18 protein-coding genes are annotated in these 23520 nt (G+C 36.8%); 5 read left to right on the top strand and 13 right to left on the bottom strand.

Annotation, left to right across the window (positions count from 1 at the left end; genetic code table 11):
* Window positions 1-144: 144 nt before the first annotated feature.
* Window positions 145-1476 (top strand): pyridoxal phosphate-dependent aminotransferase, encoded by a 1332-nt coding sequence (locus MYP_RS10930; RefSeq protein WP_045462997.1) that lies wholly within the window; start codon window positions 145-147, stop codon window positions 1474-1476.
* A gap of 156 nt (window positions 1477-1632) precedes the next feature.
* Window positions 1633-2772, top strand: coding sequence for a sterol desaturase family protein (locus tag MYP_RS10925; RefSeq protein WP_045462994.1), 1140 nt, complete (start codon window positions 1633-1635; stop codon window positions 2770-2772).
* Between the two features lie 154 nt (window positions 2773-2926).
* Here MYP_RS10925 and MYP_RS10920 read toward each other — a convergent pair whose 3' ends face one another.
* The 10 genes from MYP_RS10920 to MYP_RS10875 form a co-directional block, all read right to left on the bottom strand.
* The gene (locus MYP_RS10920; protein WP_045462991.1) at window positions 2927-3298 is read right to left on the bottom strand and encodes a VOC family protein; all 372 of its coding nucleotides are present in this window, start codon (window positions 3296-3298) and stop codon (window positions 2927-2929) included.
* Between the two features lie 170 nt (window positions 3299-3468).
* Complete coding sequence (locus MYP_RS10915; protein ID WP_045462988.1) at window positions 3469-4773, bottom strand: DEAD/DEAH box helicase; 1305 nt, start codon at window positions 4771-4773, stop codon at window positions 3469-3471.
* Window positions 4774-4920: 147 nt separating this feature from the next.
* Window positions 4921-6063 carry an MFS transporter gene (locus MYP_RS10910; protein ID WP_045462985.1) on the bottom strand — a complete coding sequence of 381 codons (1143 nt, stop codon included), beginning with the start codon at window positions 6061-6063 and terminating at the stop codon, window positions 4921-4923.
* 110 nt (window positions 6064-6173) lie between these two features.
* Entirely contained in the window at window positions 6174-8078 is a 1905-nt protein-coding gene (locus tag MYP_RS10905; RefSeq protein WP_045462982.1) for a DUF4476 domain-containing protein, read from the bottom strand.
* Window positions 8079-8192: 114 nt separating this feature from the next.
* The gene (locus tag MYP_RS10900; RefSeq protein ID WP_045462979.1) at window positions 8193-9071 is read right to left on the bottom strand and encodes a bestrophin family protein; all 879 of its coding nucleotides are present in this window, start codon (window positions 9069-9071) and stop codon (window positions 8193-8195) included.
* Window positions 9071-9475 carry a MaoC family dehydratase gene (locus MYP_RS10895; protein WP_045462976.1) on the bottom strand — a complete coding sequence of 135 codons (405 nt, stop codon included), beginning with the start codon at window positions 9473-9475 and terminating at the stop codon, window positions 9071-9073. Before MYP_RS10895 ends, MYP_RS10900 begins: the two co-directional genes overlap by 1 nt.
* A gap of 2 nt (window positions 9476-9477) precedes the next feature.
* Window positions 9478-10563: an aminotransferase class V-fold PLP-dependent enzyme gene (locus tag MYP_RS10890; RefSeq protein ID WP_045462973.1), complete on the bottom strand. Its 1086-nt coding sequence runs from the start codon at window positions 10561-10563 to the stop codon at window positions 9478-9480.
* A gap of 8 nt (window positions 10564-10571) precedes the next feature.
* Complete coding sequence (serA, locus tag MYP_RS10885) at window positions 10572-12464, bottom strand: phosphoglycerate dehydrogenase (protein ID WP_045463841.1); 1893 nt, start codon at window positions 12462-12464, stop codon at window positions 10572-10574.
* A 256-nt stretch (window positions 12465-12720) separates the two neighbouring features.
* Entirely contained in the window at window positions 12721-14472 is a 1752-nt protein-coding gene (locus MYP_RS10880) for a tetratricopeptide repeat protein (RefSeq protein ID WP_197060059.1), read from the bottom strand.
* Between the two features lie 237 nt (window positions 14473-14709).
* A complete protein-coding gene (locus MYP_RS10875) occupies window positions 14710-16470 on the bottom strand; it encodes a phospho-sugar mutase (RefSeq protein WP_045462967.1) in 1761 nt (586 codons plus the stop codon).
* A 225-nt stretch (window positions 16471-16695) separates the two neighbouring features.
* On the opposite strand from MYP_RS10875, the gene MYP_RS10870 reads away from it, so the two are divergent.
* Window positions 16696-17130, top strand: a complete 435-nt coding sequence (locus tag MYP_RS10870; RefSeq protein ID WP_045462964.1) for a hypothetical protein — start codon at window positions 16696-16698, stop codon at window positions 17128-17130.
* Window positions 17131-17280: 150 nt separating this feature from the next.
* Here MYP_RS10870 and trpS read toward each other — a convergent pair whose 3' ends face one another.
* Window positions 17281-18255: a tryptophan--tRNA ligase gene (trpS, locus tag MYP_RS10865; protein ID WP_045462961.1), complete on the bottom strand. Its 975-nt coding sequence runs from the start codon at window positions 18253-18255 to the stop codon at window positions 17281-17283.
* Window positions 18256-18417: 162 nt separating this feature from the next.
* Between trpS and MYP_RS10860 the strand changes: the two genes are divergently transcribed.
* Window positions 18418-19500: a DUF1573 domain-containing protein gene (locus tag MYP_RS10860; protein WP_045462958.1), complete on the top strand. Its 1083-nt coding sequence runs from the start codon at window positions 18418-18420 to the stop codon at window positions 19498-19500.
* 199 nt (window positions 19501-19699) lie between these two features.
* Entirely contained in the window at window positions 19700-20782 is a 1083-nt protein-coding gene (locus tag MYP_RS10855) for a DUF1573 domain-containing protein (protein WP_052430101.1), read from the top strand.
* A gap of 98 nt (window positions 20783-20880) precedes the next feature.
* On the opposite strand, the gene MYP_RS10850 is transcribed toward MYP_RS10855, so the two are convergent.
* On the bottom strand, window positions 20881-22314 hold the full coding sequence (locus tag MYP_RS10850) for a M20 family peptidase (RefSeq protein WP_045462955.1): 1434 nt from the start codon (window positions 22312-22314) through the stop codon (window positions 20881-20883).
* Between the two features lie 3 nt (window positions 22315-22317).
* Window positions 22318-23496: an acyl-CoA dehydrogenase family protein gene (locus MYP_RS10845; RefSeq protein WP_045462952.1), complete on the bottom strand. Its 1179-nt coding sequence runs from the start codon at window positions 23494-23496 to the stop codon at window positions 22318-22320.
* Window positions 23497-23520 lie beyond the last annotated feature (24 nt).

The following is a 23520-nucleotide window of genomic DNA, read 5'->3' as shown; positions in this document are numbered from 1 at the left end:
TGAGCTGTGTTTCAATCCAGGATAAAGCAAAGGGAAGGGAACTAATCAAAAAAAATATCCTTTATAAGAGAATAATGAATTTTATACCAGGGAATAATTTTTTAATTTTATCCTTTCTAAGGAAAGGTTAGGACAAAATAAAGCATGAGACACAAGATATTAAGTGGTGGAGCAAAAGAACTTAGCTATGAAATAAGGGAAATAGTGAAGAAAGCTGATCAGTTGAAAGACCTTGGCTTAACTATTTATTGGGAAAATATCGGGGATCCGATCCAAAAAAATTCCGAAATCCCTCAATGGATGAAGGAAATTATTTCCGGCTTGGTGATGGATAACAAATCTTACAGTTATTGTCCTTCCAAAGGTAATCTTGAGACAAGACACTTTCTATCCAAATTGAATAATGCCAGAGGCGGTGCCCAGATTACAGCGGATGATATATTATTCTTTAACGGACTTGGAGATGCTATCGCAAAGGTTTATCAGTTTATTGATCCAACACTGAGGGTTATCGGGCCTTCTCCTGCTTATAGCACCCACTCTTCTGCTGAAGCTGCACATGCAAACCAGGTTCCGATTACATATAAGCTTGATCCTAACAATCATTGGTATCCGGATCTGGACGATCTTTATAACAAAGTAAAATACAATCCGAATATAATAGGAATTCTGATTATCAATCCTGATAACCCTACAGGAATGGTATATCCTTATGAGACATTGAAAAGAATTGTAGAGATCGCAAGAGAATTTAAACTGATGCTGATCAGTGATGAGATTTATCTTAACATTACATATAATGGTGCCAGAGCTTATTCACTTGCTGAAGTAATTGAAGACCTTCCTGGAATTGCAATGAAAGGTATCTCTAAAGAGCTTCCTTGGCCTGGCTCAAGATGTGGTTGGATGGAATATTATAATAAGGATAAAGATAAAGAGTTTACCAAATTCTGTGCTGCTTTGGATAATGCAAAGATGATCGAGGTTTGCTCGACTACTTTACCTCAGCTTGCCATTCCAAAAATCATGGGTGATCCAAGGTTTCAGCCATACAGAAAAGAGCTTAATGAACGTATAGGAAGAAGAAGCAAGATTATAGCAGATATCCTGGGCGAAATTCCAGAACTGATGTTTAATGAAACATTTGGCGCATTTTATAATACTATTATATTCAGGGAAGGGGTATTAAGGCCAGATCAGAAATTAAAGATTGACAATCCGGAAGTAAAGAAGCTTGTAGAGAGCTGGGTTGAAAAAGAAGATGTGGCTTTAGATAAGAGATTCGTTTATTATCTGCTTGCTTCTACAGGAATATGCGTTGTCCCCATTTCCTCTTTCTGCTCAGATCTGAAAGGCTTTAGAATTACACTGCTGGAAGAAAATGAAGATATGCTTAAAAATAATTTTATAAGACTCAGAGAAGCTATTAGAGAATACCTTGCAAGCAAAACTGAGACTGTAAAAGCTATGGTTTAAGAAAGTATATAAGATGCATAAATTGAAAGCCTTTGCGTATTAGAGATACAGTAAAGGCTTTTTTTATTTAAATGCAGACAATGTTTCTTTTTGCGATTTTTTTTTTATTTATAATTAACTAAATTTTAATCTTGAATTTTTTTTAAAAAAAATCATATGTCAGAAAAAGCACCTTTTAAAATTGGAGAAGGCTATATAAGTAGTTATAGCTGTATATTTTTAGGTTTGATATCATTATTTGCAATTGTATGTTTTCATTTTCCAGAACATTTTACAACTCCGGAATTTCGTGAAGTATACACAGGGGAAATGATGAAAACTATATTAATGGGTGTTATCATTGCTTCATTCTTTTTTGCTGCTCTTGGTTTTTTGCTCAGTAAAAAGAAAAAGCTTCCTGTAATAGGTATAGTTCTTTGCACGCTATCTATAGCCTTGGGAGGCTTTGAAGTAAAAGCAAGAGCTGTTGACAAAACAGCATGGAGCATAGGTCTGGACTGGCTATTAATCGATCTGTTTATACTTGCCTTGATTTTTATTCCTATAGAGATGGCATTTCCCAAGCGGATTGGACAAAAGAGATTTCATGCAGAATGGAGAACAGACCTGGTATATTTTGCAATCAGTCATTTGTTTGTTCAGTTTTTCGGAGTTATTACACAAGCACCGGCAAAGGTATTGTTTGGTCAATTAGGTCTTGATAGAATTCATACATGGGTTCAGGAACTACCTTTTGTTGCAGAGTTTTTACTTGCTTTACTGGTTACGGATTTATTTCAGTATTGGGCTCATCGACTTTTTCATTCGCATGTATATTTATGGAGATTCCATTCTGTACACCATTCGACGCAATCTATGGACTGGCTCGCAGGTTCAAGGACGCACTTTGTGGATATTTTTGTTACAAGGTCAATCTCTTTTATTCCTCTATATATATGCGGCTTTTCAATGATTACATTTAATACATATATAATTTTTGTATCTATCCATGCAGTGCTGATTCATGCCAATACAGGGATTAATTTTGGTATATTCAAATACATTTTTGTAACACCTCAGTTTCATCATTGGCATCATAGCGATGATCCGAATATTTATGGTAAGAACTTTGCCATTCATTTCCCATTTTTAGATAAGATTTTTGGAACCTATTATTTACCCGGTGATGTCTGGCCTGAAGGAACAGGAGTGAGGGAAGCAAATTACCCTAAAGGATATTTGAAACAATTAATTTATCCGTTTACCAAAAGTCCTTTTGATAAAGATTTAAACATGATTGATAAAAGTGAAAGATGAATTTTGAGTGGTAAGTACTAAGTTATAAGTGGTAAGAAAAGAAGTGCATGTATTCATTATACTTCAAGTCTCGTTTTGTCATGGTGAGTGATGGCATGAATTGTTTTAAGATAAAATAGAAAGAGCCTGCGCTTTTAAACGCAGGCTCTTTCTATTAATTAACTGAATGCAACCCAATTCGATTTCCTTCTGTGTCTATGATGTGTGCTATAAATCCATATTCTCCTATGGAAGTTTTAGGGAATACAATTTTCCCTCCGCTCTTTTCAACTCTTGAAAGTTCATTCTGAATATCATCACATGAGAAATATACCACTGTGCCTGATGAACTAGGTGTTGTTTCCTCACCTTTAACCAAAGCTCCTCCCGAATTAGGACCATCATCAACCATGTCAAAAGTTGCCATCTCAAGATCATCCATTGGCATGTCGGTTAATTTTTTCTCAAAAACCGTACTATAGAATTTTTTTGCTCTATCCAATTCTTTTACTGGTATTTCAAACCAGCCTACTACGTTTCTTTCCATATCTTTTAATATTGTAATACCTTTATTGAAAAAACGAAACACAGTGAATATGGGTTCTCTATCGATAACCATTACCTTTTATGATCAAGGAATATGGTGTTCTACAGGAGGATTCGGAGCAAGTTAATGAGCGTAAATAAAAAAGGAGAACTAAAATTGTTCTCCTTTTGTTACTCACCTTTTTTATGCTTGCGATGCTTTTTGCCAAAGAGCTTAAGCCTTTCCATATACTTATAATTATAGGTTTTGGCATTGCTGGCTTTCTTTTCATGAAAAGCAGCACCTGTTGTTTCGTGCTGTTCTTCAGCTTCACCTTCCTTGTGACTTTTGCGGTCCCCCTCTATAATCAGTCCCAATGGTAATTCCTCAACAGGAAGGTTCTGACCGATCTCCTGTTCTATTTTTCTGACAAGAATCAATTCAATGTCTGTTGCAAATGAAAAGGAAAGTTTTTCATTGTTTTCTGACGTTTCCTTTTTAATTCTGTCAATGAATAATACTTTGGATGGAGGAATATCAAAATGGAATATGAATGGAATATCGACCGTATCTGTAATAGGGTTTTCTTCATTTGAAACAATGAGCATTCGAATCTCAGGATTTTCAATGAATGTTTCTATTGATGGAAGAGAAGGGTAGGATGACCTAGTTACTTTAAATAAAGCGACTTCTCCGGGATTCCTTTTATCAAGACTTTTGCAGATACTTTCAGCTGTTATCTTAGTATTGGCAAAAATTACAACTTTAGAGAATTCCTCTGTATCTCTCATTAAAAGGTTAATTAGGTTTAGCTTGGTCTTGTAGTTTGGTACATGATAAAGAACCTGATCTATCACATCCATTTGTTCAATGCTTTCTATATCTACTTCAACAGTATTGTAATGCTTTAGAATGGGTTCAACCAGACGTTCGAGTTTCTCATGATATACTTCGGAAAAAATAAGATGCTGGCATTTTAAAAGACTTTCGGCTATCTGCAGAATGATTGTCTGGAAACCTTGTTTAATATGACGTTCAGCATCATCCACTATAAATACTTTCAGTTGGCTTAGATTGATTTTGGACTTATAGTACATTGCCTGAATCCTGTCGGGAGTCCCAACTACTATATCAACACCTTTATCCAGTTCTTCTTTCTGACCTTCCATTCCAGCACCAGGAAAGATTCCCATATATCTCAGATCGGTGTTTTTGCCTAATAATTGAAAATTTTCAAGCAAAGCAAGCCCAGATTCTTTATCCGGTACTAAAACCAAGGCTCTGGGAGCTTCTTCCTGTGCATACTTCAGGCGCATAAGAGTTGTTAATACCAGGGAGGTAGTTTTACCGCATCCTTCAGGGCCGATACCGAGGAGATCCTGCCCTCCCAGAATTCTGGAAATTGATCTGGCCTGAAATTCTCTTACTTTGCTGAATCCTGCATCCTGCATTGCAGTGATCAGTTGCTTGTTCAATTTTAATTGTTCCAAAGACATGTGGAATGTATTTAATTTGCAAAAATACAAAACTTATTTCTGCAAATAGCAAGAATACAAGGCAATTACTTACATAGTTTAATATATATGTAATAAGGTTTGAAAAAATGCTTCCGATTGACAATCAATGTGATTGTGCTGATTATGTCAATCCTGTTCTTGTTTGATTACAAAAGACAATAAAGCCACACTTAGACCAAGAAAGGAAATAATGAGGAATGAAATCCTTAGGCTTGTTAAGCCTGCAAAAAGACCAATGAGAGGTGGTCCTATCAGTAATCCGATAAATCCTATGGAAGCAACTGCTGTGAGGGCAATTTCTGTAGGTACTTTCGTAGATTTGCCGGCAGCGCCATAGGCTAACGGGACGACTGATGATACTCCGAATCCAACAAGCAAAAAGCCTGCAATTGCAATGTATAAGGTTGGAAATATGATTGCAGTGAGCAGGCCAACAGTTATTAACAAGCCACTGACAAACAAGGTTTGTTTTAATCCGAAACGAGTTGTATAGCTATCCGCAAAAAATCTTCCCAATGCCATTGTGCTCATGAAGGCTGAATATCCAATTCCAATCCAGCCTTTTTCAGCAAGTACAACTTTTTTGAAATAAACACCACTCCAGTCAAACATAGCACCTTCACATGTCATACAGCAAAAAGCAATAAGCCCGTATATGAAAATTGATTTATCAGGCAAAACGAATAAGGGCCCTTTGTTTTCTTTCCTTACAGCTTTGGGTATAAAGAATGAAACAATAGCAGCTGCGCAGAAAATAAAGAGAGTAACAATAAAAAAGTGGAGCTGGGGAGAATTTCCTTTGCTGATCATAAATGATCCCAGGGCGGCTCCGCTGAATCCTGCAAGGCTCCATAAACCATGAAAGGAAGCCATAATGGAACGATGATATAATGCTTCCACTATTAAAGCCTGGGTATTGACAGCAATATTTACCGTGTTACTAGCCACTCCAAAGAGGAACAATGCAAGGATTAACTCATATTTATCTTCTGCCAGTCCGATAAAGGATAGAATTAAGCCATACGATAGAATTGCTCCCAGAACAATCTTACTGCTTCCATATCTGGCTGTCAGCCACCCGGACAAAGGCATGGAAGCCAGCAAGCCTATGGGCAAAGCGAACAATACCATTCCCAGCGAAACTTCGGTTAATTTTAGTTTTTGTTGAATATCCGGGATTCTTGAAGCCCAGGAAGAAAAACAAAGACCATGAAGGAAAAATAATAAACCTACGGCAATTCTTTGTGTTGTACGACTATGTTCAGACATTGACGATAAATATTGATTTGATTGTGCCACAGAAATATTATCTAAACTTATAAAACACAAAAGCAGAAAGAAAATCTTCCTGCTTTTGTTTATAATTATATGGTTAAATTTTATTTTTTCTCAATGTAGTTGTTTAATTCACTCACAGACGAGGAGAATGAGAATATATCGTTCACTCTGTAGTAATTTTGTTTGTCTCCGGTAAAGTCATAAAGGTATTTTGCAAGATCAAGTTTGTCCTTTTCAAAAGAGAATAATGTCATTAATTCCACAACCTGTCCTGTTGATAGACACCTTCCTTTTACTCCCTGTTTGGTGACAGTCATCATTGTTTCACTAAAACTTTTTGAAGAGATACTTGATTTTAACCTTGAAAAATCATCGCTGGTAAATCCATCATTTACGCAACAGGTATTAGTACCATTGTTGGATGTCTGGATGTTGTTTGAATTATTGCCGGTATTATTCCAGCCCTTTGAACTGGTCGATGGCTGGTTGTTGTTGTTTAGATTTTTTGTAGAAAGAAATTGATCGAATTCTCTTTCATAGGTTGATACAGAGAAAACTGCACTAACCATGTAATATCCTGGTTTATCACATGTGTAGTCATAAAGATACTTGGCCATTTCCAATCTGTTCCTTTGTACATCTAATAACTTTATCAGTTGAGTACACTGATCTACAGTCAACATTTTAGGCCTGGCCACCTGTTGCATCAAAGATTTACGACTAGTCTCTGTTGTTTTGTTCTTTATTAAGTTGTATGATTTTATAAATTCCTGTTCTGTCATACCATTCTTATGGCATCTATCAGAAGATTGATGAGGCGAATTACTGCTGCTGTTACTGTTTTGTCGTCTTCCGCCGGAATTGCTATTAACTCCACTATTATTTTGTCCGTTGCCAGAATTTTGCTGATTGGATGTGTTATTACTATTGGCGTTTCCATTATTGATAATAGTGGTATTGTTAATAATGGTTGTGGAGTTATTGTTATTGGTAGTATTATTAGAATTATTATTGGAGCTGTTATTGTTAATATTGGTGTTGTTGATTGCGGTAGAACTATTCCCGTCACTATGATTGACATTGTTGGTTGAAGAGGCAACATTGCTGTTTCCTCCACCACCATTATTTATATCAATATTGGTATTAGAGGCATTTACCTGATTATTGGAGGTTCCCTGGTTATTACTGTTACTATTGTCTGATGCAGGATTGTCCGGAGAGTTATTGTTTGATGAATTATTCTCGAAAGTTGGATTATTACCTACTATAACTATGTTATCTTTATTTATAGCATCAAAAGGATTGGCTGTGATATAAAATAAGACATCATTAAAATCATTGTCGCTTCCCTGATCTCTTCTGGTATCTTCAAATCCAAGAATTAATTTGTTGCTGCCAGATAAATTTAAAAGGACTGTATGAGCCTTATCTGTTTCTTTACTTTCGGGATTAAAAGCAGCGTTGGAAAAAATAAGGTAGTTTCCTTTTGTAACCCTTTCATTTCTCCAACCGTCCGCAATCAGAAACCAACCTATTCCTGTATTAGGGGTAAAGTTTCCTATTTTAACAGTATTTCCCGGATTCAGATTACCTCCTCCTCCAACTTGTGATGCATTTGGGAAAATTATAAAATAGTCTTTTATATCAGTAACAGAGCGGGGAGGATTATTTATATCATAAGTGTAAAAACCCAGACTATTTTTCCACCCAGCCACTTCTCCGACAAACGTAATCCAGACATCAGCTTGTTTGAAAAGCTTTAGATCTGTTTCAGCCTGTTTGGAAATATATTCAGGGTGAAATTGAGGTACAGGTTTCCTGTCCGGTAATGCATCATTTATTTGTTTTAGTAATGACTGATCCGGAGTAATTGTGGTTGTTTCCAGGTATTTAGGAATTCCTTGCTGGTCAAAGGATCCCAAATATTTAAAATTTTGCGCAAATGCAAAATTGGTTATAAGCGAGAATGGAACAAGCCATTTTAAAAAAGATGTTCTATAAAGCATAAATGCGTATAAGACTAAAGATGAGTTAGTTTATACGCATAATTTTATAAAAAAGATTGTTCTGACTTTTCTTAATCCTGAAAGAGAAAATAAAAGAGTAATGCAGGCTTAATATTATTCGTAACTGATAATCTCCTGTATGTTTACCTTCATTTTGCCGGCCATTTCATCAAAAGGCAGGTCATTAAGGTCTTTACCGAATGGCTCTTCTATTTCTTCTGCAGTAAGAACGATACTCATCATGATGTAATATAGAATTATTTCCAGGGGTAAGGCTCCCCAGCCAAGATCATGAGAAAGACCTATAGGTAAAAGGATTACATAAATGTTAATGAAGAATTTAAGAAGCAATCCGTAAGCAATGGGAATAGGAGTGTTTCTTATTCGTTCACATTTTCCGCAAATGTCTATCAGGGTATTAATTTTAGTAACAAGAAGATATTGCTGCATATCTGTCAGGATCTTCTCTTTCCAGAGAATTTCAATTCTTGACATAATAAGGTTAGCAATTGCAGAAGGTTTATGCTGAGCCTGTTCAATTATTTTGTAGTCAGCATCTTCAAGTTCCTGCATATCTTTCATTTTTACTCCATTTCTTAAGTGCTCTTTAAGAGCATATATGAAGCAGGTAAGTAAGGTGGCAATTCTTGTTTTTTCCTTACTTCCAGGAGGTAGAAACCCATTAATATCAATAGCGAAATTTCTGGAAATGTTTACAAGGGCCCCAAGTTCTTTTCTTGCTTCCCACCATTTGTCATATGCAGTGTTGTTTCGGAAAACAAGAAGTAAACCCAGTGCAGCTCCCATATAGCCAGGCAGGGCATTACTTATCTGGATATGAAAGATATCTTTCTGCTCCATATAAAGTAATATAGCTGTAACGGCAGTAATGTATACAAGCCCCTTTAATAGTCTTTTGATTAAAGAACTTTTGAAGGAAAATAATAATCTTATGTCGTTTGGGCTATACTTGATACCTAGAAAACGTTTCATCAGATTTTCTCTTTATTCATTACTTGTGCCTGTCCATCAATAATGACCTTACCAGTTTCTTTGTCAAGGACTTTGGTTTCAATGACTGCCTGATGTTTGTCTCTGTTTATTTCCAGAACTGTCAGTACTGCTTCATAGGAAGTGCTGGCATACATTGGGCGTTTGAAGTTTACTTCCTGTTTTAAGTAAATTGTTCCTTCGCCTGGGAAATTCATTCCAAGTATTTTAGAGAAAATACTGGTACCTAGGATACCATGAACGATAGGCTTTTTAAAAGCGGTTTTAGAAGCATAGTCAGCGTCCAGATGTACAGGATTATGATCTCCTGACACCTCGGCGAATCTGATTACTTGTTCCTGTGTAAATGAAAACACCTCGGAATAAACCTGACCCGAATCAAGCATAATTAACCGATTGTTTTCTTAAGCGCATTCACAAGCTCTTCCGTTTTTTCAACAGAATAAGCCGGGAAGTTCGCTATTCTTATTTGTTTTTCTTTATAGCTACTGTAACCACTTCCTACTGCAAGGTCAAATTGTTCCAGTTTCTTGTTCACTTCAGGAGCAGGTATGGCAGTATTGGCAACTATGGTAGTTTTAGATCTGTGAGCCGGATCTTCAACGCCGAAAGAAAAGTTGTTGCTGTCTTTTATATAATTATAAAGCATATCAGCTTTTACTTCAGTTTCTTTTCTGATGGTAGCAATACCTTTCTTATTCATATCCTCGATTACTTTGCCCAGCAGGAATATATTCCAGACATTTGGAGTTTCCGGTGTCTGGTTATCTTTTGCTTTGCTGAGAATAGAAGATATAGTATGATAGGTTCCTGTGAGCACTTTTTTCGCTTCCAGTTGCTTAGCCTTTTCAATAACTCTGTCATTCAGAATCCACACTCCAAGTCCTGCAGGAAGGCCAAAACATTTCTGCACCGAGAAAAAGGTTGAATCTATTTTAGTAAAGTCAAACTCCGGGTAAGGGAGAGAAGAAACTGCATCAACAAATAACAGTGCTTCTTTATTTTTCTCTCTTATTTTATTGATATCTGCTACAGGCATAGATACACCTGAGCTGGTTTCATTCTGGGTAAGACAAATGGCTTCTGTTTCAGCAGGTATTTCAAACTTTTCAGGATAGAACCCTTTTCCGAATGCAGCTTCTTCTTTGAAAGCCTTTTTGCCAAGCTCTCCTGAAAATTCATAGAACCTTTTTGAGAAACTACCATTTACACAGTGAAAGCTTGTGTGCTCTACACAGTTCTGAATAATTCTTTCCCAGATTTCAGTAGCACTGGAAAGAAAGAATATCTGATAGTTATCAGGTATGTTCAAAAGGGTTCTGAGTCCGTCTGTTGTATGTTTGTACAACTCCTGGAATTGCTTGCTTCTGTGAGATATAACTCCGATTTTTTGCTCCAGTGCAGTTTGAACGTGCGCTGGTACTGTCGGGTATAGCTCCGATGGCCCTACCGTGAAAAATGTCTTCTTTACCACTGTTGTTATTAATACAATATTCTAAATTTGATTGTGTTGTTGATAGCTTTAAGCTCCTGTATTACTTGCTTATCATATTCCTTATTGATGTCTGTAATCACATATCCGACAGTCTCATTGGTTTTAAGATACTGACCAAGAATATTGATATTGTGTTTAGCAAGCACATTATTGATTTGTGCAAGTATACCAGGTACGTTCTCATGCAGGTGAATAAGTCTGTGCGCATTATTCAATTCAGGTAACTGAATATTTGGAAAGTTTACGCTTTGGAATGTATTTCCGGTATTGATATAGTCCAGTATTCTGTTTGGCACGAAGCTGGCGATATTGAACTGAGCTTCTTCTGTACTTCCTCCTATGTGAGGAGTCAGGATTACATTTGGAAGACCTCTTAGTTCATTTATAAACTCTTCGTTATTGTTTTTCGGCTCATAAGGGAAAACGTCTACGCTGGCGCCAAGGATTTTTCCACTCTTTAAATTCTCTGCCAAAACCGGAACATCTACTACATGACCACGGCTTAAGTTAAGGAATATTACGCCTTCTTTCATCAGGTCGAATTCCTTCTTGCCTATAAGATTTTTGTTGCTGGCTCTTCCATCAACGTGTAAAGAGATCACGTCAGCAAGGCTCAGCAATTCATTCAGACTAGAACATTTTTTAGCATTACCAAGTTGAAGTTTTTCCACTATGTCATAATAGTAAACTTCCATACCCATAGATTCCGCAAGAACAGAAAGCTGAGATCCAATATTTCCATATCCAACGATACCTAATTTTTTACCTCTTATCTCATAGCTGTTTTTAGCAGATTTATCCCATTTACCTTGATGCATTTTATTGCTTTTCTCAATGGTATTTCTGTATAGCATGATGATCTGTCCGATTGCAAGTTCCACAACACTTCTGGTATTGCTGTATGGAGCATTGAACGCCGCTACACCACGTTGCAGGCAAGATTTAAGATCTATCTGGTTTGTACCGATGCAAAATGCACCAACTGCGATAAGCTTATTGGCACTTTCGAGTACTTTTTTAGTTAATTGTGTTTTTGATCTGATACCAAGTATAGAGACGTTTTTAATACGTTCACAAAGTTCATCTTCATCAAGGCCGCTTGAAATCACTTCAACTTTATAACCTTCGCTTTTGAATAATCTTAAAGCTTCCGGGTGAATGTTTTCAAGAAGCAAGACACTTATTCTGTTTTTAGGATAAGAAATTGCCATTGGAAGGTTGTTCTGATAAAGGAATTCATCAAAGCTCGGAGCGATGTGCTCTGCTTTTGCAAGTACAGCGTCTCTTTCAATATTCTCTGTAAATGCGTAAAATTTATTCGCAAGACCAGCTTCTTTGATTTCGTAATCAGTATATCCATCACCGATTACATATACATCACCTTTTAGGTTTAAAGCTTTCAGTTGTTGAATTTTACCTTTGTCAAGACAAAGTACATTGTTTTTGTCAAACCCTGTAATATTACCTTGTTCATCATACACAAAAGTATTGGCGTAAATATTTTCTTCTTTTATTCCGAATTCAGTAACTATAGGGGTAATGAATTCTTTGAAGCCACTGGATACAATAAGAATATTATCAGAAAAGTCTTTGAAAAACTCTCTGTTTCTCTTCACTGATTCAGAAACCTTGGTTTTAAGCCTTGAAATTAGAGGAGTAAGGTGTCTTTTATTAGCTCTTAACAACTCAAGTCTTCTTGTAAGATTCTGAGTGAACGACGCTTTTCCCTCCATTCCGCTGTTTGTCAGCTCGACGATTTCTTTTAAAATTTTATCTTTTTGCGGATCACCGTCAAGTGAAATATCTCCCAGTTCGTCAAGAGCTTCTACTTGTGTGAAAGTGCTGTCAAAATCGATGATGAAATACTTAATATTCTCCATTTTGTTTCCCCAGAAAATTTTTAAGGCACTAATTTCTTTAATTTTTACCAATAATGGAATTTAAAAAAGCTTTTATTTTAATTCTTGCAGTCAAATCTAAATTATAAATAAGGGCTAAAAATCTATTTTCTCCTTATGATAAATTATTTCTGCATCATTGTTTTGTTGCAAAGCAAAGTTTCCAGATTCGTTCAATGTGAAAACAAAAAGGAAGGGGAAAACCTTCCTTTTTTCTTAGTGATTGTAAATCAGTATTTTAAAATCTTTCTTTCTTTTTCCCTGCTGTCGCAGTTTTAAATTGTGCTATGTTAATAAAGTCTTTGAATTCCAGATCTGTTTTAGCTTTCTCGCAGTAGGCTGGATTGTCCTCACATGCCCTTTGTAGATTTTCTGTCACCATTTCTTCATTATTGGTCCTCGCTCCAACTACAGCTAATGCATAAAAACCATTTGGGTCATCCGGATTGGTATTGGTGTAGCTGTTCAGATCTTTTTCTGCTTGGGGGTAGTCCTTTAAAAGCAATGATACGACCCCCTTGTTATATTTTACTTCAGGTAATTTTTCTTCAGCAAGTTTAAATTCAGCTAAAGCTTTTTCATATTCACTTAATTTAGCATATGCAAGCCCCAGATTATAATGAGCTTCCGGACTTTTTTTCTCTTGAAGTGACAATTTCAGGTATTTGATCGCTTCTTCGTAGTTGCCCTCCTTCATATAAATAAGACCCAGATTGTTTAACATGCAATGATTGTGAGGATTTTTCTCCAATTCAGCAAGGTAATGCTCTCTGGTGTTTTCTGCCTTGGCTTTTCCTTCTGGGGAATTTATATTTAATGAATTATCCAGGGCAAATGTATCCGGTTGGGGTATTTTGTAGAAGGCAAGAAACATTGTCTTTTTACCCTTATGGTTAAAATTGCCCGCTTCCTGATCTATCCATTCACCCTCTTTGAATACTTGGTTCACAGGCATCTCTGCAGTTGTCTGACTCGCTTCTGCAATCGTGTCTTCAGCTGTAAGGTGTGAACCAGATACGATAATATTGGTCCTTCTTAAAGGAGCCAGGTAAGGTACCAGCTTATCCATTCCTCCTGCAATCTTTAAGATTTCTTCTTCCTTAAGATCTGAATCAAGGTCAGATCCTGCTATATCTATAATTTCTCTTTTCTGATCGATGCTAAAATCTGAATGTTTAATACTTTGCTGGAGTCCTTCCCAATCTTCTGCTACAATGCTGACCTTGATCTTATTTTTTATTTTTTCATAAAGTGAAGGGGAAGTTGCTTTAATTTCATCTTTGACAAGTTGTTCAAGTTTGATAGCTCTTTCTTTTGCAAGGAGTTCATTCCTTTCCAACTTGCCTTCAGGAGATGCAAAACCTTTTATTTCAATAGAAGAAATATCCTGCTGATCAGAAATAAAGCTCCTGAATGTTGAATAATCGGATTTTTCCATTGACTGAGCATTCAAATCATAGATGTTTTTTGGAAAGTTAAATTGAGCTATAAGTTTAAGTGCTTCTTTTTTTTCCGATTTCAAAGGAAGAAAATATCCGTCAGAACTTAGCAGTTCTCCACTTTTCAGACAACAGTATGCCAGGTTCTCTAATGTCTTAAATTCATACTCATCAGCATTTTTATCGAAATAGTATTGTCTTGCACTCATGTATTTACCCATCATATCAGGATGGAATGGTGCTGAAAAAATAAAGGTACAATCGGCATCAGTGGGTACATCCACTTCACATTTTACACCGTCTACTGCAATGGTATCTAAATGATAACCAGCGATTTCTGGTACAATATAATATTCAGATTTGAACTCCAGTCCAGAGTTTTCGGGAATGATTACCTGGGCATTGAATCTTATACTATCACCATGAACTTCCAGTAGTCCAGGTTTTACTTCTACTGTTGCTCCTTCAAATTTTTTTTTCTCCGTGTTTTTGCAGCTTTCCAGGAGTCCAAGCGAAACTAATAAAATAAAATAATAGACGACCTTTTTCATGCACTTCTCCATCTTTAAGTCTGTGTAAGTTTAACTGTCCCTAAAAATGGAATGTTATTGAATGAAAATTTGTTAAGTATAATTTGTTGATTTGTTGTGTATTGCAGATGTAATGATGGGAGGGGAAGTTTGCAAAAAGATAAAAAGATTAAAGTAAAGGAGTAGATTCATGTATAAAACAAAAAAGGCCGAAACGAAATGTTCTGGCCTTTATATTTTGTGGTTTAAAAACCAACGTTATTTAAGATTCATATCATTGATAACGTTTTCAATCTTCTTGTCAAGTTCAATGTTTACTTTGTCGTAATCTTCTTTTTTACTCAAAGGTGTATTTACACTAATGTAGAACTTAATTTTTGGTTCTGTGCCTGAAGGTCTTGCAGAAACAAGTGTTCCATCCTCTGTCAAGAATTGAAGAACATTTTCTTTCGGCAGATTGGTAGGGGTTTCCTTGCCTGTTTTAAGATCTTTGATGGTTTGTGCCTGGTAATCTTTCAGCTGAATCAAGGCAGAACCTGCAACGACTTTAGGAGGGTTGTTTCTAAGGTCTTTCATCATTTGCTGTATCTCTTCAGCTCCTGATTTTCCTTTTTTGGTAAGTGAGATAAGTTTTTCTTTATAGAAACCATATTTCACATACATGTCACGCATCATGTCAAATAAGCTAACCCCCTTGTCTTTGGCATAAGCCGCCATTTCAGCAATAAATGCACAAGATGAGATAGCATCTTTATCTCTAACCTGATCTCCAACAAGGTAGCCATAGCTTTCCTCTCCTCCTCCAATAAACAATTCTTTACCTTCAAGTTCTCCGATCAGTGCTGCTATATATTTAAATCCGGTAAGTGTATTATAGCATTTAACTCCATTATCAGCAGCAATTTTATCTATCAGATAGGTGGTAACGATTGTCTTAACTATAAACTCTTTTCCTTTTATCTTTCCTGCATCTTTCCAGGCATTGATGAGATAATTCAAAAGTAAGCTTCCTGTCTGATTACCATTAAGTAATTGGAATTCACCTTTGTGGTTTTTTACCGCAATACCTACACGGTCAGAATCAGGGTCCGTGCCCATTAGAATATCAGCATCAATCTCTTTTGCCTTTTTTAATGCAAGTGAAAGGGCATCCGGTTCTTCAGGATTAGGATAAACAACAGTAGGGAAATTGCCATCCGGCTTAGATTGCTCTTCAACAACATTGATGTTGGTAAAACCGAATTTTTTCAATACATCCGGAACCAGCACAATACCTGTTCCGTGGATAGGAGTGAAGACAATTTTTAGGTCCTTTTGCCTCTTGATAGCATCTTTGGAAATAGACAAAGAATGGATCATATCAAGGTATTTACTGTCTACCTCTTCGCCTATAATTTCAATAAGTGCATCATTTCTTTGGAATTTGATATCGCTTACGTCTTTAATGTTCTGTACTTCTGTGATGGTATTCTTGTCATGAGGAGCAATCATCTGAGCGCCATCTTTCCAGTAAGCTTTATATCCGTTATATTCTTTCGGATTGTGAGATGCTGTAAGCACCACACCTCCATGGCATCCAAGTAATCTTACTGCGAAAGAAAGCTCTGGTGTAGGTCTGAGTGCCTTGAAAAAATAAACTTTAATGCCATTTGCAGAGAAAACCTCCGCAGTGATTTTAGCAAAGTAATCGCTGTTGTTTCTGCTGTCGTGAGCAACAGCAACTTTTAGTTGCTCTCCCGGAAAGCTTTTCTTCAGGTAATTGCTTAAGCCTTGAGTGGCCATCCCGATTGTGTATTTGTTCATTCTGTTTGAACCAACACCCATAATACCTCTGAGTCCACCAGTACCGAATTCGAGATCTTTGTAAAAACTGTCGATCAGCTCGTCTTCCTTTCCTCTTTTAATAAGACCTTTGATTTCATCTTTCGTCTGACTATCATAGTTGCCATTCAGCCACTGATTAATCCTGTCTTTCGTTGCTTTGTCGATTTTTGTTGACTCAATTAATGTGCCTTCCATATTATTTTTCAAAAATTGTGTTTTATAAAAAGATCTGCTCTCAAATTAAGAACAATGCAAGAATATTAAACTCTTTTTTACGAAAATAGTTAAGGGCTGGTTTAATTTTTTGTAAAAATTAAATTTTAAAAAGATTACGTTTACTTTTTTTAATTAAAATTTATTTTGAGATGTATTTTTGAATAATTTGCAGTCCTTAATTTTAATGAAACTGAATTAGGTCTTATGGACACGTTACAACTCAATAAAGCACTGAATGCAATTGTAGAAAAGAAGAACCTTCTTGGAACTTTATCTTATGATGATAAGAAGTATGATAAAATAGAAGAAGAGCTTCATGATCTTGAAGATGACTTTATGGACAATTTTGGAGATGACCTTGAAGAAATATTACAAGATGTACATGATGAAAAGTGTCCTGATAATGAGGTTCTTATGCCAATAGCTTACTTGGCTAATAAGTATAAGGAAGTTGGTAAAAATGCTGACGGATCTAAAATCTATGAAGCGCTTCCTAAAGAAGGTGTAATGGTGGATGTTGATGACTTTGCAGGAAAGGATACAAGACTTGTGCTAATCCCCAACCCGACAAGACTCGAACTGATCATAGATGGGAAGAAAAAAGTGGTGCTTTGGGAAGCAGGTAAAAGTAATAAGTAATAAGTTTTAAGCTTAAAGTTAAAAGTTTATCAATACAAATAATGAAAGTAAACTGAACTTTTAGATTTTGTCATCCCGAGGAACGAGGGATCTGTGTTTCTTTGAATCTCAGATCCTTCGCGGGGCTCAGGATGACAAAGTAAATGTTTATTAAAGGCTATAGCCTAATTTTTTTCTGACTCTTTCGAGGACTGAATGTGCTATGGAAGAAGCTTTTTCTGCTCCGATTTTTAACCTGTTTTCAATCTCTCCTTTGTCATTCATAAATCTGTTAAAGTCTTCTCGTTCTTTAGCATAGGTAGAAACAATAGTGTCAAAAAGCTCTTGTTTTGCATGACCGTAACCATAACCTCCTGCCTCATATTTTCCTCTTACTTGTTTTATATGATCTTCAGAAGCAATGAGCTTAAATATGTTAAACACATTGCAGGTGTCAGGATCTTTTGGTTCTTCCAGACCTTTGCTATCTGTAACTATGGTTTTTACTTTCTTCAGAAGTTCTTTATCCGGTAAAAAGATATCTATATAGTTATCACGCGATTTACTCATCTTATTTCCGTCTGTTCCTGGCACGATCATGACTTGCTCATCCGTTTTGGACTGCGGAAGAACGAAGGTCTCGCCATAAGTTTTGTTAAAGGTCGTTGCAATATCTCTTGTAATTTCAAGATGTTGCAGCTGATCTTTTCCTACCGGGACAATCTCAGCATCATAAAGTAGGATATCAGCAGCCATCAGCACTGGATATGTAAAGAGTCCCGCGTTTACATCTGATAGTCTGCTCGATTTATCTTTGAATGAATGCGCATTGGCAAGCATTGGATAAGGAGTGAAGCAATTCAGATACCATGCAAGCTCACATACCTGAGGAACATCAGATTGACGGTAGAATATATTTTTATTGGTATCGAATCCAAAAGCAAGCCATGCCGCCGCTACTGCATAGGTGTTTTCTCTCCTTAGAACAGGATCTTTAATATTTGTAAGCGTATGAAGGTCTGCAATGAAAAATAAAGATTCGTTTTTTTCGTTTGCAGAAAGTTTGATGGCAGGTAATATTGCCCCTAATAGATTACCTAAATGAGGTTTACCTGTACTTTGAATACCTGTTAAAATTCTTGACATAATGCGGCAAAAATAGAAAAAAACTCCATTGGGAGCGAAATTTCTCTATAGGAACCCTTTATTATAGGATTAAAGTTCAGAAACAATAGAAAATTGCATAGTTTTTGACTTGATTGCGTAAATTAACGGATTCGTTTTTATTAAAAAATATAGTAGTTCAATATGAGACGTATAGCATTATTATCCTTCTTACTCTCCTTATCAGCGTTTCAGCTGTTTGCACAAAGTGGTAAGTTTGAATTTGAAGAAACTTCATATGATTTTGGAAATATTCATGAGGGAAATGGAAAAGTTTCCCACGAATTTAAATTTACAAATAAGGGGTCAGCTCCGCTTTTAATCACGAATATAGTGCCATCCTGCGGGTGTACCAGTCCGACATATCCAAAAGAGGCAGTAGCCCCTGGACAATCAGCTATAATAAAGGCAGAATTTGATCCGTTGGGAAGGCCTGGTGACATTCATAAAACACTTACCATTGAAGCCAATACCGAACCTGCTACCACTGTTCTTTATATTACAGGAATGGTAATCCCCAAGCCGAAATCTCTGGCAGAAGAATTTCCGGATTCGCTGGGAAGTATAAGATTGGCATCTAGATATATGAGCCTGGGAGGAATAACTAATAAAGAGCCTGTTACAAAAGAATTTGGGGTCTATAATGATGGTGATGCTGCGGTTACCTTTAAACCTGTTGAGGGGTTGGATAAACACATGAAGGTTGACTTTGAACCAATAATCCTGCAACCTAAACAAAAGGGAATTATCAGAATAACCTATGATGCCAAAGCCAAGAATGATTTTGGAGGTGTGACAGACAATTTCCAGCTTGTTTCGGATGATAAAAATGGCACTAAGACTGCAATAACTGTAAATGCTACCATCAACGAATACTTCCCTCCAATGGATGAGGTTCAGATAGAACAATCGCCTCGACTGGAGTTTAGCAAGACTGTTCATGATTTTGGATCTGTGAAATCTGATAAAATTGTAACTACAGAATTTGAATTTACCAACACCGGAAAGCAGGACTTGATCATTAGGAAAGTGAAATCCAACTGTAGTTGCATAGTTACCACACCTCCTAAGACTGCAATAAAGCCGGGTGCAAAAGGAAAAATTAAAGTTTCTTATAACTCAGCAGGAAGGGAAGGGGCAGAAAGTAAGACAGTGACTGTATACAGCAATGACCCGAGGGGAGCAAATCAGGCACTGGTAATAAGAATGAAGGTAGGGCAGGAATAAAAGAAAGCTCAAAATGAAAAGGGATCAAGTGATTGGTCCCTTTTTAATTGGGATTTTTTCATCAGATTTTGAGAAGTTAAAACAATATGCCCTTTAAAATTTTATCATAAGACTAAAACAAAAGAATTAGAATTAATACGTTTTCATTTGATTAATTAACTTAGCATTTCAATTTTTGCAGTAGAATAAAGGAGTTTATATGGTACGAATAACTGTTATTGTTGCATTTTTAATTTTCCTAAAGTTTCAGCTTTTTGCTCAGACGGGGGTAATTCAGTTTGAAGAAACTACTTTCGATTTTGGTTCAATCAACGAAGAAAAAGGACCGGTTTCTCATGAATTCAAATTTACCAACAAGGGATCTGCACCTCTTGTAATCAGTGAAGTAAGAGCGTCTTGCGGGTGCACTACTCCAGCCTGGACGAAAGAGCCTGTGCTTCCAGGACAGACAGGTGTGGTCAAAGCGCAGTTTGATCCTAATAACAGACCTGGTGCTTTCAATAAATCGTTAACAATAACGGCTAATACAGAACCAGCAACGAATGTTGTATTCATTAAAGGAACAGTGATTCCTAAACCTAAAAGCCCGGCAGATGAATTTCCGGATACACTTGGAAGTCTCAGAGTTACTTCAAGATATATGAATCTGGGAGGTTTGACTACTAAAGAACCTGTGGTAAAGGAATTCGGAATATATAATGATGGAACTACTCCTGTTACCTTTCAGCCAGCTCAGTCGGTACCCAAACACATGAAAGTAGTTGTGGAGCCTGCTACACTTCAGCCAAAGCAAAAAGGTATTATTAAAATTACTTATGATGCTAAAGCGAAAAATGATTTCGGTTATGTACATGACAATTTCATTCTTGTTTCTAATGATAAGAAAGGTGGAAAGAGAAATATCAATGTAGTGGCAACAATTAATGAGTATTTCCCTCCTATGAATCCAGAGCAATTGGCCCTGGCACCTCGGTTATCATTTGATAAAACAGTCCATGATTTTGGTTCTGTAAAAGAAGGAACTACTTCAGAAACAGAATTTGAATTTACCAATACCGGTAAGCAAGATCTTATCATCCGCAAAGTAAAAGCAAGTTGTGGATGCACTGCCGGAACACCGGAGAAAACGCTTTTAAAGCCAGGAGAAAAAAGCAAGATCAAAGTCACCTTCAACTCAGCAGGAAGAGAGGGTATGGAGACTAAAACTGTAACGATCTATAGCAATGATCCTCAGGGCTCAAATCAGACTTTGACGATAAAGGCTAAGGTGGGCAAGGAGTAGAGGAAGTTTGATAGGGATTTGATACAATCGATAACACATTTAAATTAAATAAAAAGGGAACAATTCAATTTTGATCGTTCCCTTTTTATTTACTATTCTTAATTCCTTTCCAGTATCAACCTGTAAAAGGTAATAGCTTCCATATAATTTTTAGTACTTATTCTTTCATTGTTCCCGTGGATTCTTTTCAAATCATCTTTCTGAAGGTCCCATGGATTAAACCTGTATATATTTTTACTGATACTCCTGTAATGCTTGGAGTCTGTTGTTGCCAGCATTAGATACGGTGAAACCACAGCCTGTGGAAAGACTTCAGAAACTGATTGACTAATGAGTTTGAAGGCTTCATTATCCGTATCTGACACCTCTGAAGCTTCAATCTGATCAGGAAGTACTTTAAGTTTTATAGCTGGATTATTAATAGTTTTGGTAATGTAATCCAGTATATACTGAAGTGTATCTCCCGGAAGTGTTCTTAGGTTTACCACTGCTCTTGCTTTCATGGGAAGAACATTTTCCTTTGTTCCTGCATCAAAGATAGTAGGAGCCATAGTGGTTCTTACAGAAGCATTGGTACTTTCAGTTTTTTCCATCTGACTTGTTATAACCGGCTTCAATAGTTTATAGTTGGCAAAAACAATCTTCATTGGAAACTCCATTTCAGGGGCTGTGAACTTAAAAAGCTTTTCTGTTGCACCGGCAATTTTTGCAGGAAAAGGATGTTTCTGAAGCTCTGCTATTGCTTCACTTAATAGTCCTACAGAGGTTTTGGGAGGAGGCATAGAGCTATGTCCTCCGTCTGTTTCAATAGAGAGTTCAATACTTAAATAACCTTTTTCTGCAATGCCGATCACTGCTACAGGAGCTTTTACACCTGGCATGATGCCATGAATGATGGTTCCTCCTTCATCCAATACATAATCAAAAGTGATCCCGCGACTTTTAAGAATTTCAGCCATCTTCCTGTTTCCATTATCACCACCCAGTTCTTCATCATGGCCGAAGGCAAAATAGATAGACCTTTTAGGCTGATAATTTTCTTTCAGAAGAGATTCAACAGATTCAAGGATTGCAAGTAAAGCGCCTTTATCGTCCAGTGTTCCCCTTCCATAGATATATCCGTTATGTAAATCCCCAGAGAAAGGTTCTTTCTCCCATTCTCCTGCAGGGGGTACAACATCCTGATGAGCCATCAGAAGGATAGGAGCAAGTTGTTTTTCTTTGCCTTCCCACTGAAAGAGAAGACTAAGGCCATGATTTTCTTTCTTTAGCTTACTATGTACTAAAGGAAATTTCTGTTCGAGAAATTGATGAAACTCCAGGAACATAGAAGTATCGGTCTTCCCACTCTCATGTGAAACTGTTTGAATCTGCAACCCTTTACTTAATCTGGTCAAAGCAGATGTGTCAGAATATAGTCTGGCCTGCTGTATGTTTTTTGGTTGCATGCTTTTTAAAGTGAAAGTATTAAAAAGCAGAACTGCCACTACCAGTATTACCAGTAGTAGCAGTATAATGACGATAGTTCTCATATCTTATTTAAAAGCAGAAATACCTGTAATGTCACTACCTGTTATAAGCTGATGGATATCATGTGTTCCTTCATAAGTGATAACAGATTCAAGGTTCATCATATGGCGCATAATCGGGAATTCGCCTGTAATCCCCATACCACCAAGGATTTGTCTCGCCTCGCGTGCAATGGTAATAGCCATATGAACATTATTCCTTTTAGCCATACTGATCTGTGGAGTTGTAGCTTTACCTTCATTTTTCAATGTGCCTAGTCTCCATGCAAGCAACTGTGCCTTCGTGATCTCTGTAATCATTTCGGCCAGTTTCCTTTGAGTCAGCTGAAAGCCTGCAATAGGTTTACCAAATTGATGTCTTTCAATGGAATACTTTCTTGCAGTCTCATAGCAATCCATTGCTGCGCCGATTGCTCCCCAGGCAATACCATATCTTGCGGAGTCCAGACATCTGAGAGGTCCGCTAAGTCCGTCAGCATGAGGGAGTAGGTTTTCTTTAGGTACTTTTACATTATCGAAAACAAGTTCTCCGGTAATACTTGCTCTCAAAGACCATTTATGGTGTGTTTCAGGAGTGGTAAAACCTTCCATTCCTCTTTCAACAATAAGACCTTTAATGCGGCCTTCCTGGTTCTTAGCCCAAACAACTGCAATGTCAGCTTTAGGTGAATTAGTAATCCACATTTTGGCGCCATTCAGAAGATAGTGATCTCCCATATCTTTGAAGTTTGTAACCATTGCAGAAGGATTAGAGCCATGGTCTGGTTCTGTGAGTCCAAAGCATCCGAGAAATTCACCTGATGCGAGTTTGGGAAGAAACTTTTTCTTTTGTTCTTCAGAACCGTACTTGAAGATCGGAAACATTACTAATGAGCCTTGAACAGAAGCAGTACTGCGCATTCCGGAATCACCTCTTTCGATCTCCTGCATCATTAATCCGTAAGAAATATAATCAAGCCCGCCACCACCATATTCCTGAGGTATTGTAGGACCAAAAGCTCCCACTTCTCCGAATTTTTTAACAATTGATTCAGGAAAATACGCTTTCTGAGCACAATCTTCAATGATGGGTATAATTTCCCTGTTTACAAAGTCCCTGATCGCTCCTCTCACAAGCTTCTGCTCGTCAGTCAAAAGATCATCTATTTGATAATAGTCAGGCGCATGAAAATCTGTTCTTGCCATGAGAAGTTATTGTTTTAAAAAAAT

Source organism: Sporocytophaga myxococcoides (genome assembly GCF_000775915.1).
Classification (GTDB): domain Bacteria; phylum Bacteroidota; class Bacteroidia; order Cytophagales; family Cytophagaceae; genus Sporocytophaga; species Sporocytophaga myxococcoides_A.
Note: the sequence above shows the minus strand (reverse complement) of the source record. Positions and strands in the feature narration are given on the sequence as shown.

Excerpts from the sequence above, each read along its gene's own strand:
- MYP_RS10880 (WP_197060059.1), bottom strand. The coding sequence starts at position 14,472 with ATGAAAAAGGTCGTCTATTATTTTATTTTATTAGTTTCGCTTGGACTC.
- serA (WP_045463841.1), bottom strand. The coding sequence starts at position 12,464 with ATGGAGAATATTAAGTATTTCATCATCGATTTTGACAGCACTTTCACA.
- MYP_RS10900 (WP_045462979.1), bottom strand. The coding sequence starts at position 9,071 with ATGAAACGTTTTCTAGGTATCAAGTATAGCCCAAACGACATAAGATTA.
- MYP_RS10895 (WP_045462976.1), bottom strand. The coding sequence starts at position 9,475 with ATGCTTGATTCGGGTCAGGTTTATTCCGAGGTGTTTTCATTTACACAG.
- MYP_RS10910 (WP_045462985.1), bottom strand. The coding sequence starts at position 6,063 with ATGTCTGAACATAGTCGTACAACACAAAGAATTGCCGTAGGTTTATTA.
- MYP_RS10920 (WP_045462991.1), bottom strand. The coding sequence starts at position 3,298 with ATGGAAAGAAACGTAGTAGGCTGGTTTGAAATACCAGTAAAAGAATTG.
- MYP_RS10875 (WP_045462967.1), bottom strand. The coding sequence starts at position 16,470 with ATGGAAGGCACATTAATTGAGTCAACAAAAATCGACAAAGCAACGAAA.
- trpS (WP_045462961.1), bottom strand. The coding sequence starts at position 18,255 with ATGTCAAGAATTTTAACAGGTATTCAAAGTACAGGTAAACCTCATTTA.
- MYP_RS10905 (WP_045462982.1), bottom strand. The coding sequence starts at position 8,078 with ATGCTTTATAGAACATCTTTTTTAAAATGGCTTGTTCCATTCTCGCTT.
- MYP_RS10915 (WP_045462988.1), bottom strand. The coding sequence starts at position 4,773 with ATGTCTTTGGAACAATTAAAATTGAACAAGCAACTGATCACTGCAATG.
- MYP_RS10850 (WP_045462955.1), bottom strand. The coding sequence starts at position 22,314 with ATGAGAACTATCGTCATTATACTGCTACTACTGGTAATACTGGTAGTG.
- MYP_RS10930 (WP_045462997.1), top strand. The coding sequence starts at position 145 with ATGAGACACAAGATATTAAGTGGTGGAGCAAAAGAACTTAGCTATGAA.
- MYP_RS10845 (WP_045462952.1), bottom strand. The coding sequence starts at position 23,496 with ATGGCAAGAACAGATTTTCATGCGCCTGACTATTATCAAATAGATGAT.
- MYP_RS10855 (WP_052430101.1), top strand. The coding sequence starts at position 19,700 with ATGGTACGAATAACTGTTATTGTTGCATTTTTAATTTTCCTAAAGTTT.
- MYP_RS10870 (WP_045462964.1), top strand. The coding sequence starts at position 16,696 with ATGGACACGTTACAACTCAATAAAGCACTGAATGCAATTGTAGAAAAG.
- MYP_RS10860 (WP_045462958.1), top strand. The coding sequence starts at position 18,418 with ATGAGACGTATAGCATTATTATCCTTCTTACTCTCCTTATCAGCGTTT.
- MYP_RS10925 (WP_045462994.1), top strand. The coding sequence starts at position 1,633 with ATGTCAGAAAAAGCACCTTTTAAAATTGGAGAAGGCTATATAAGTAGT.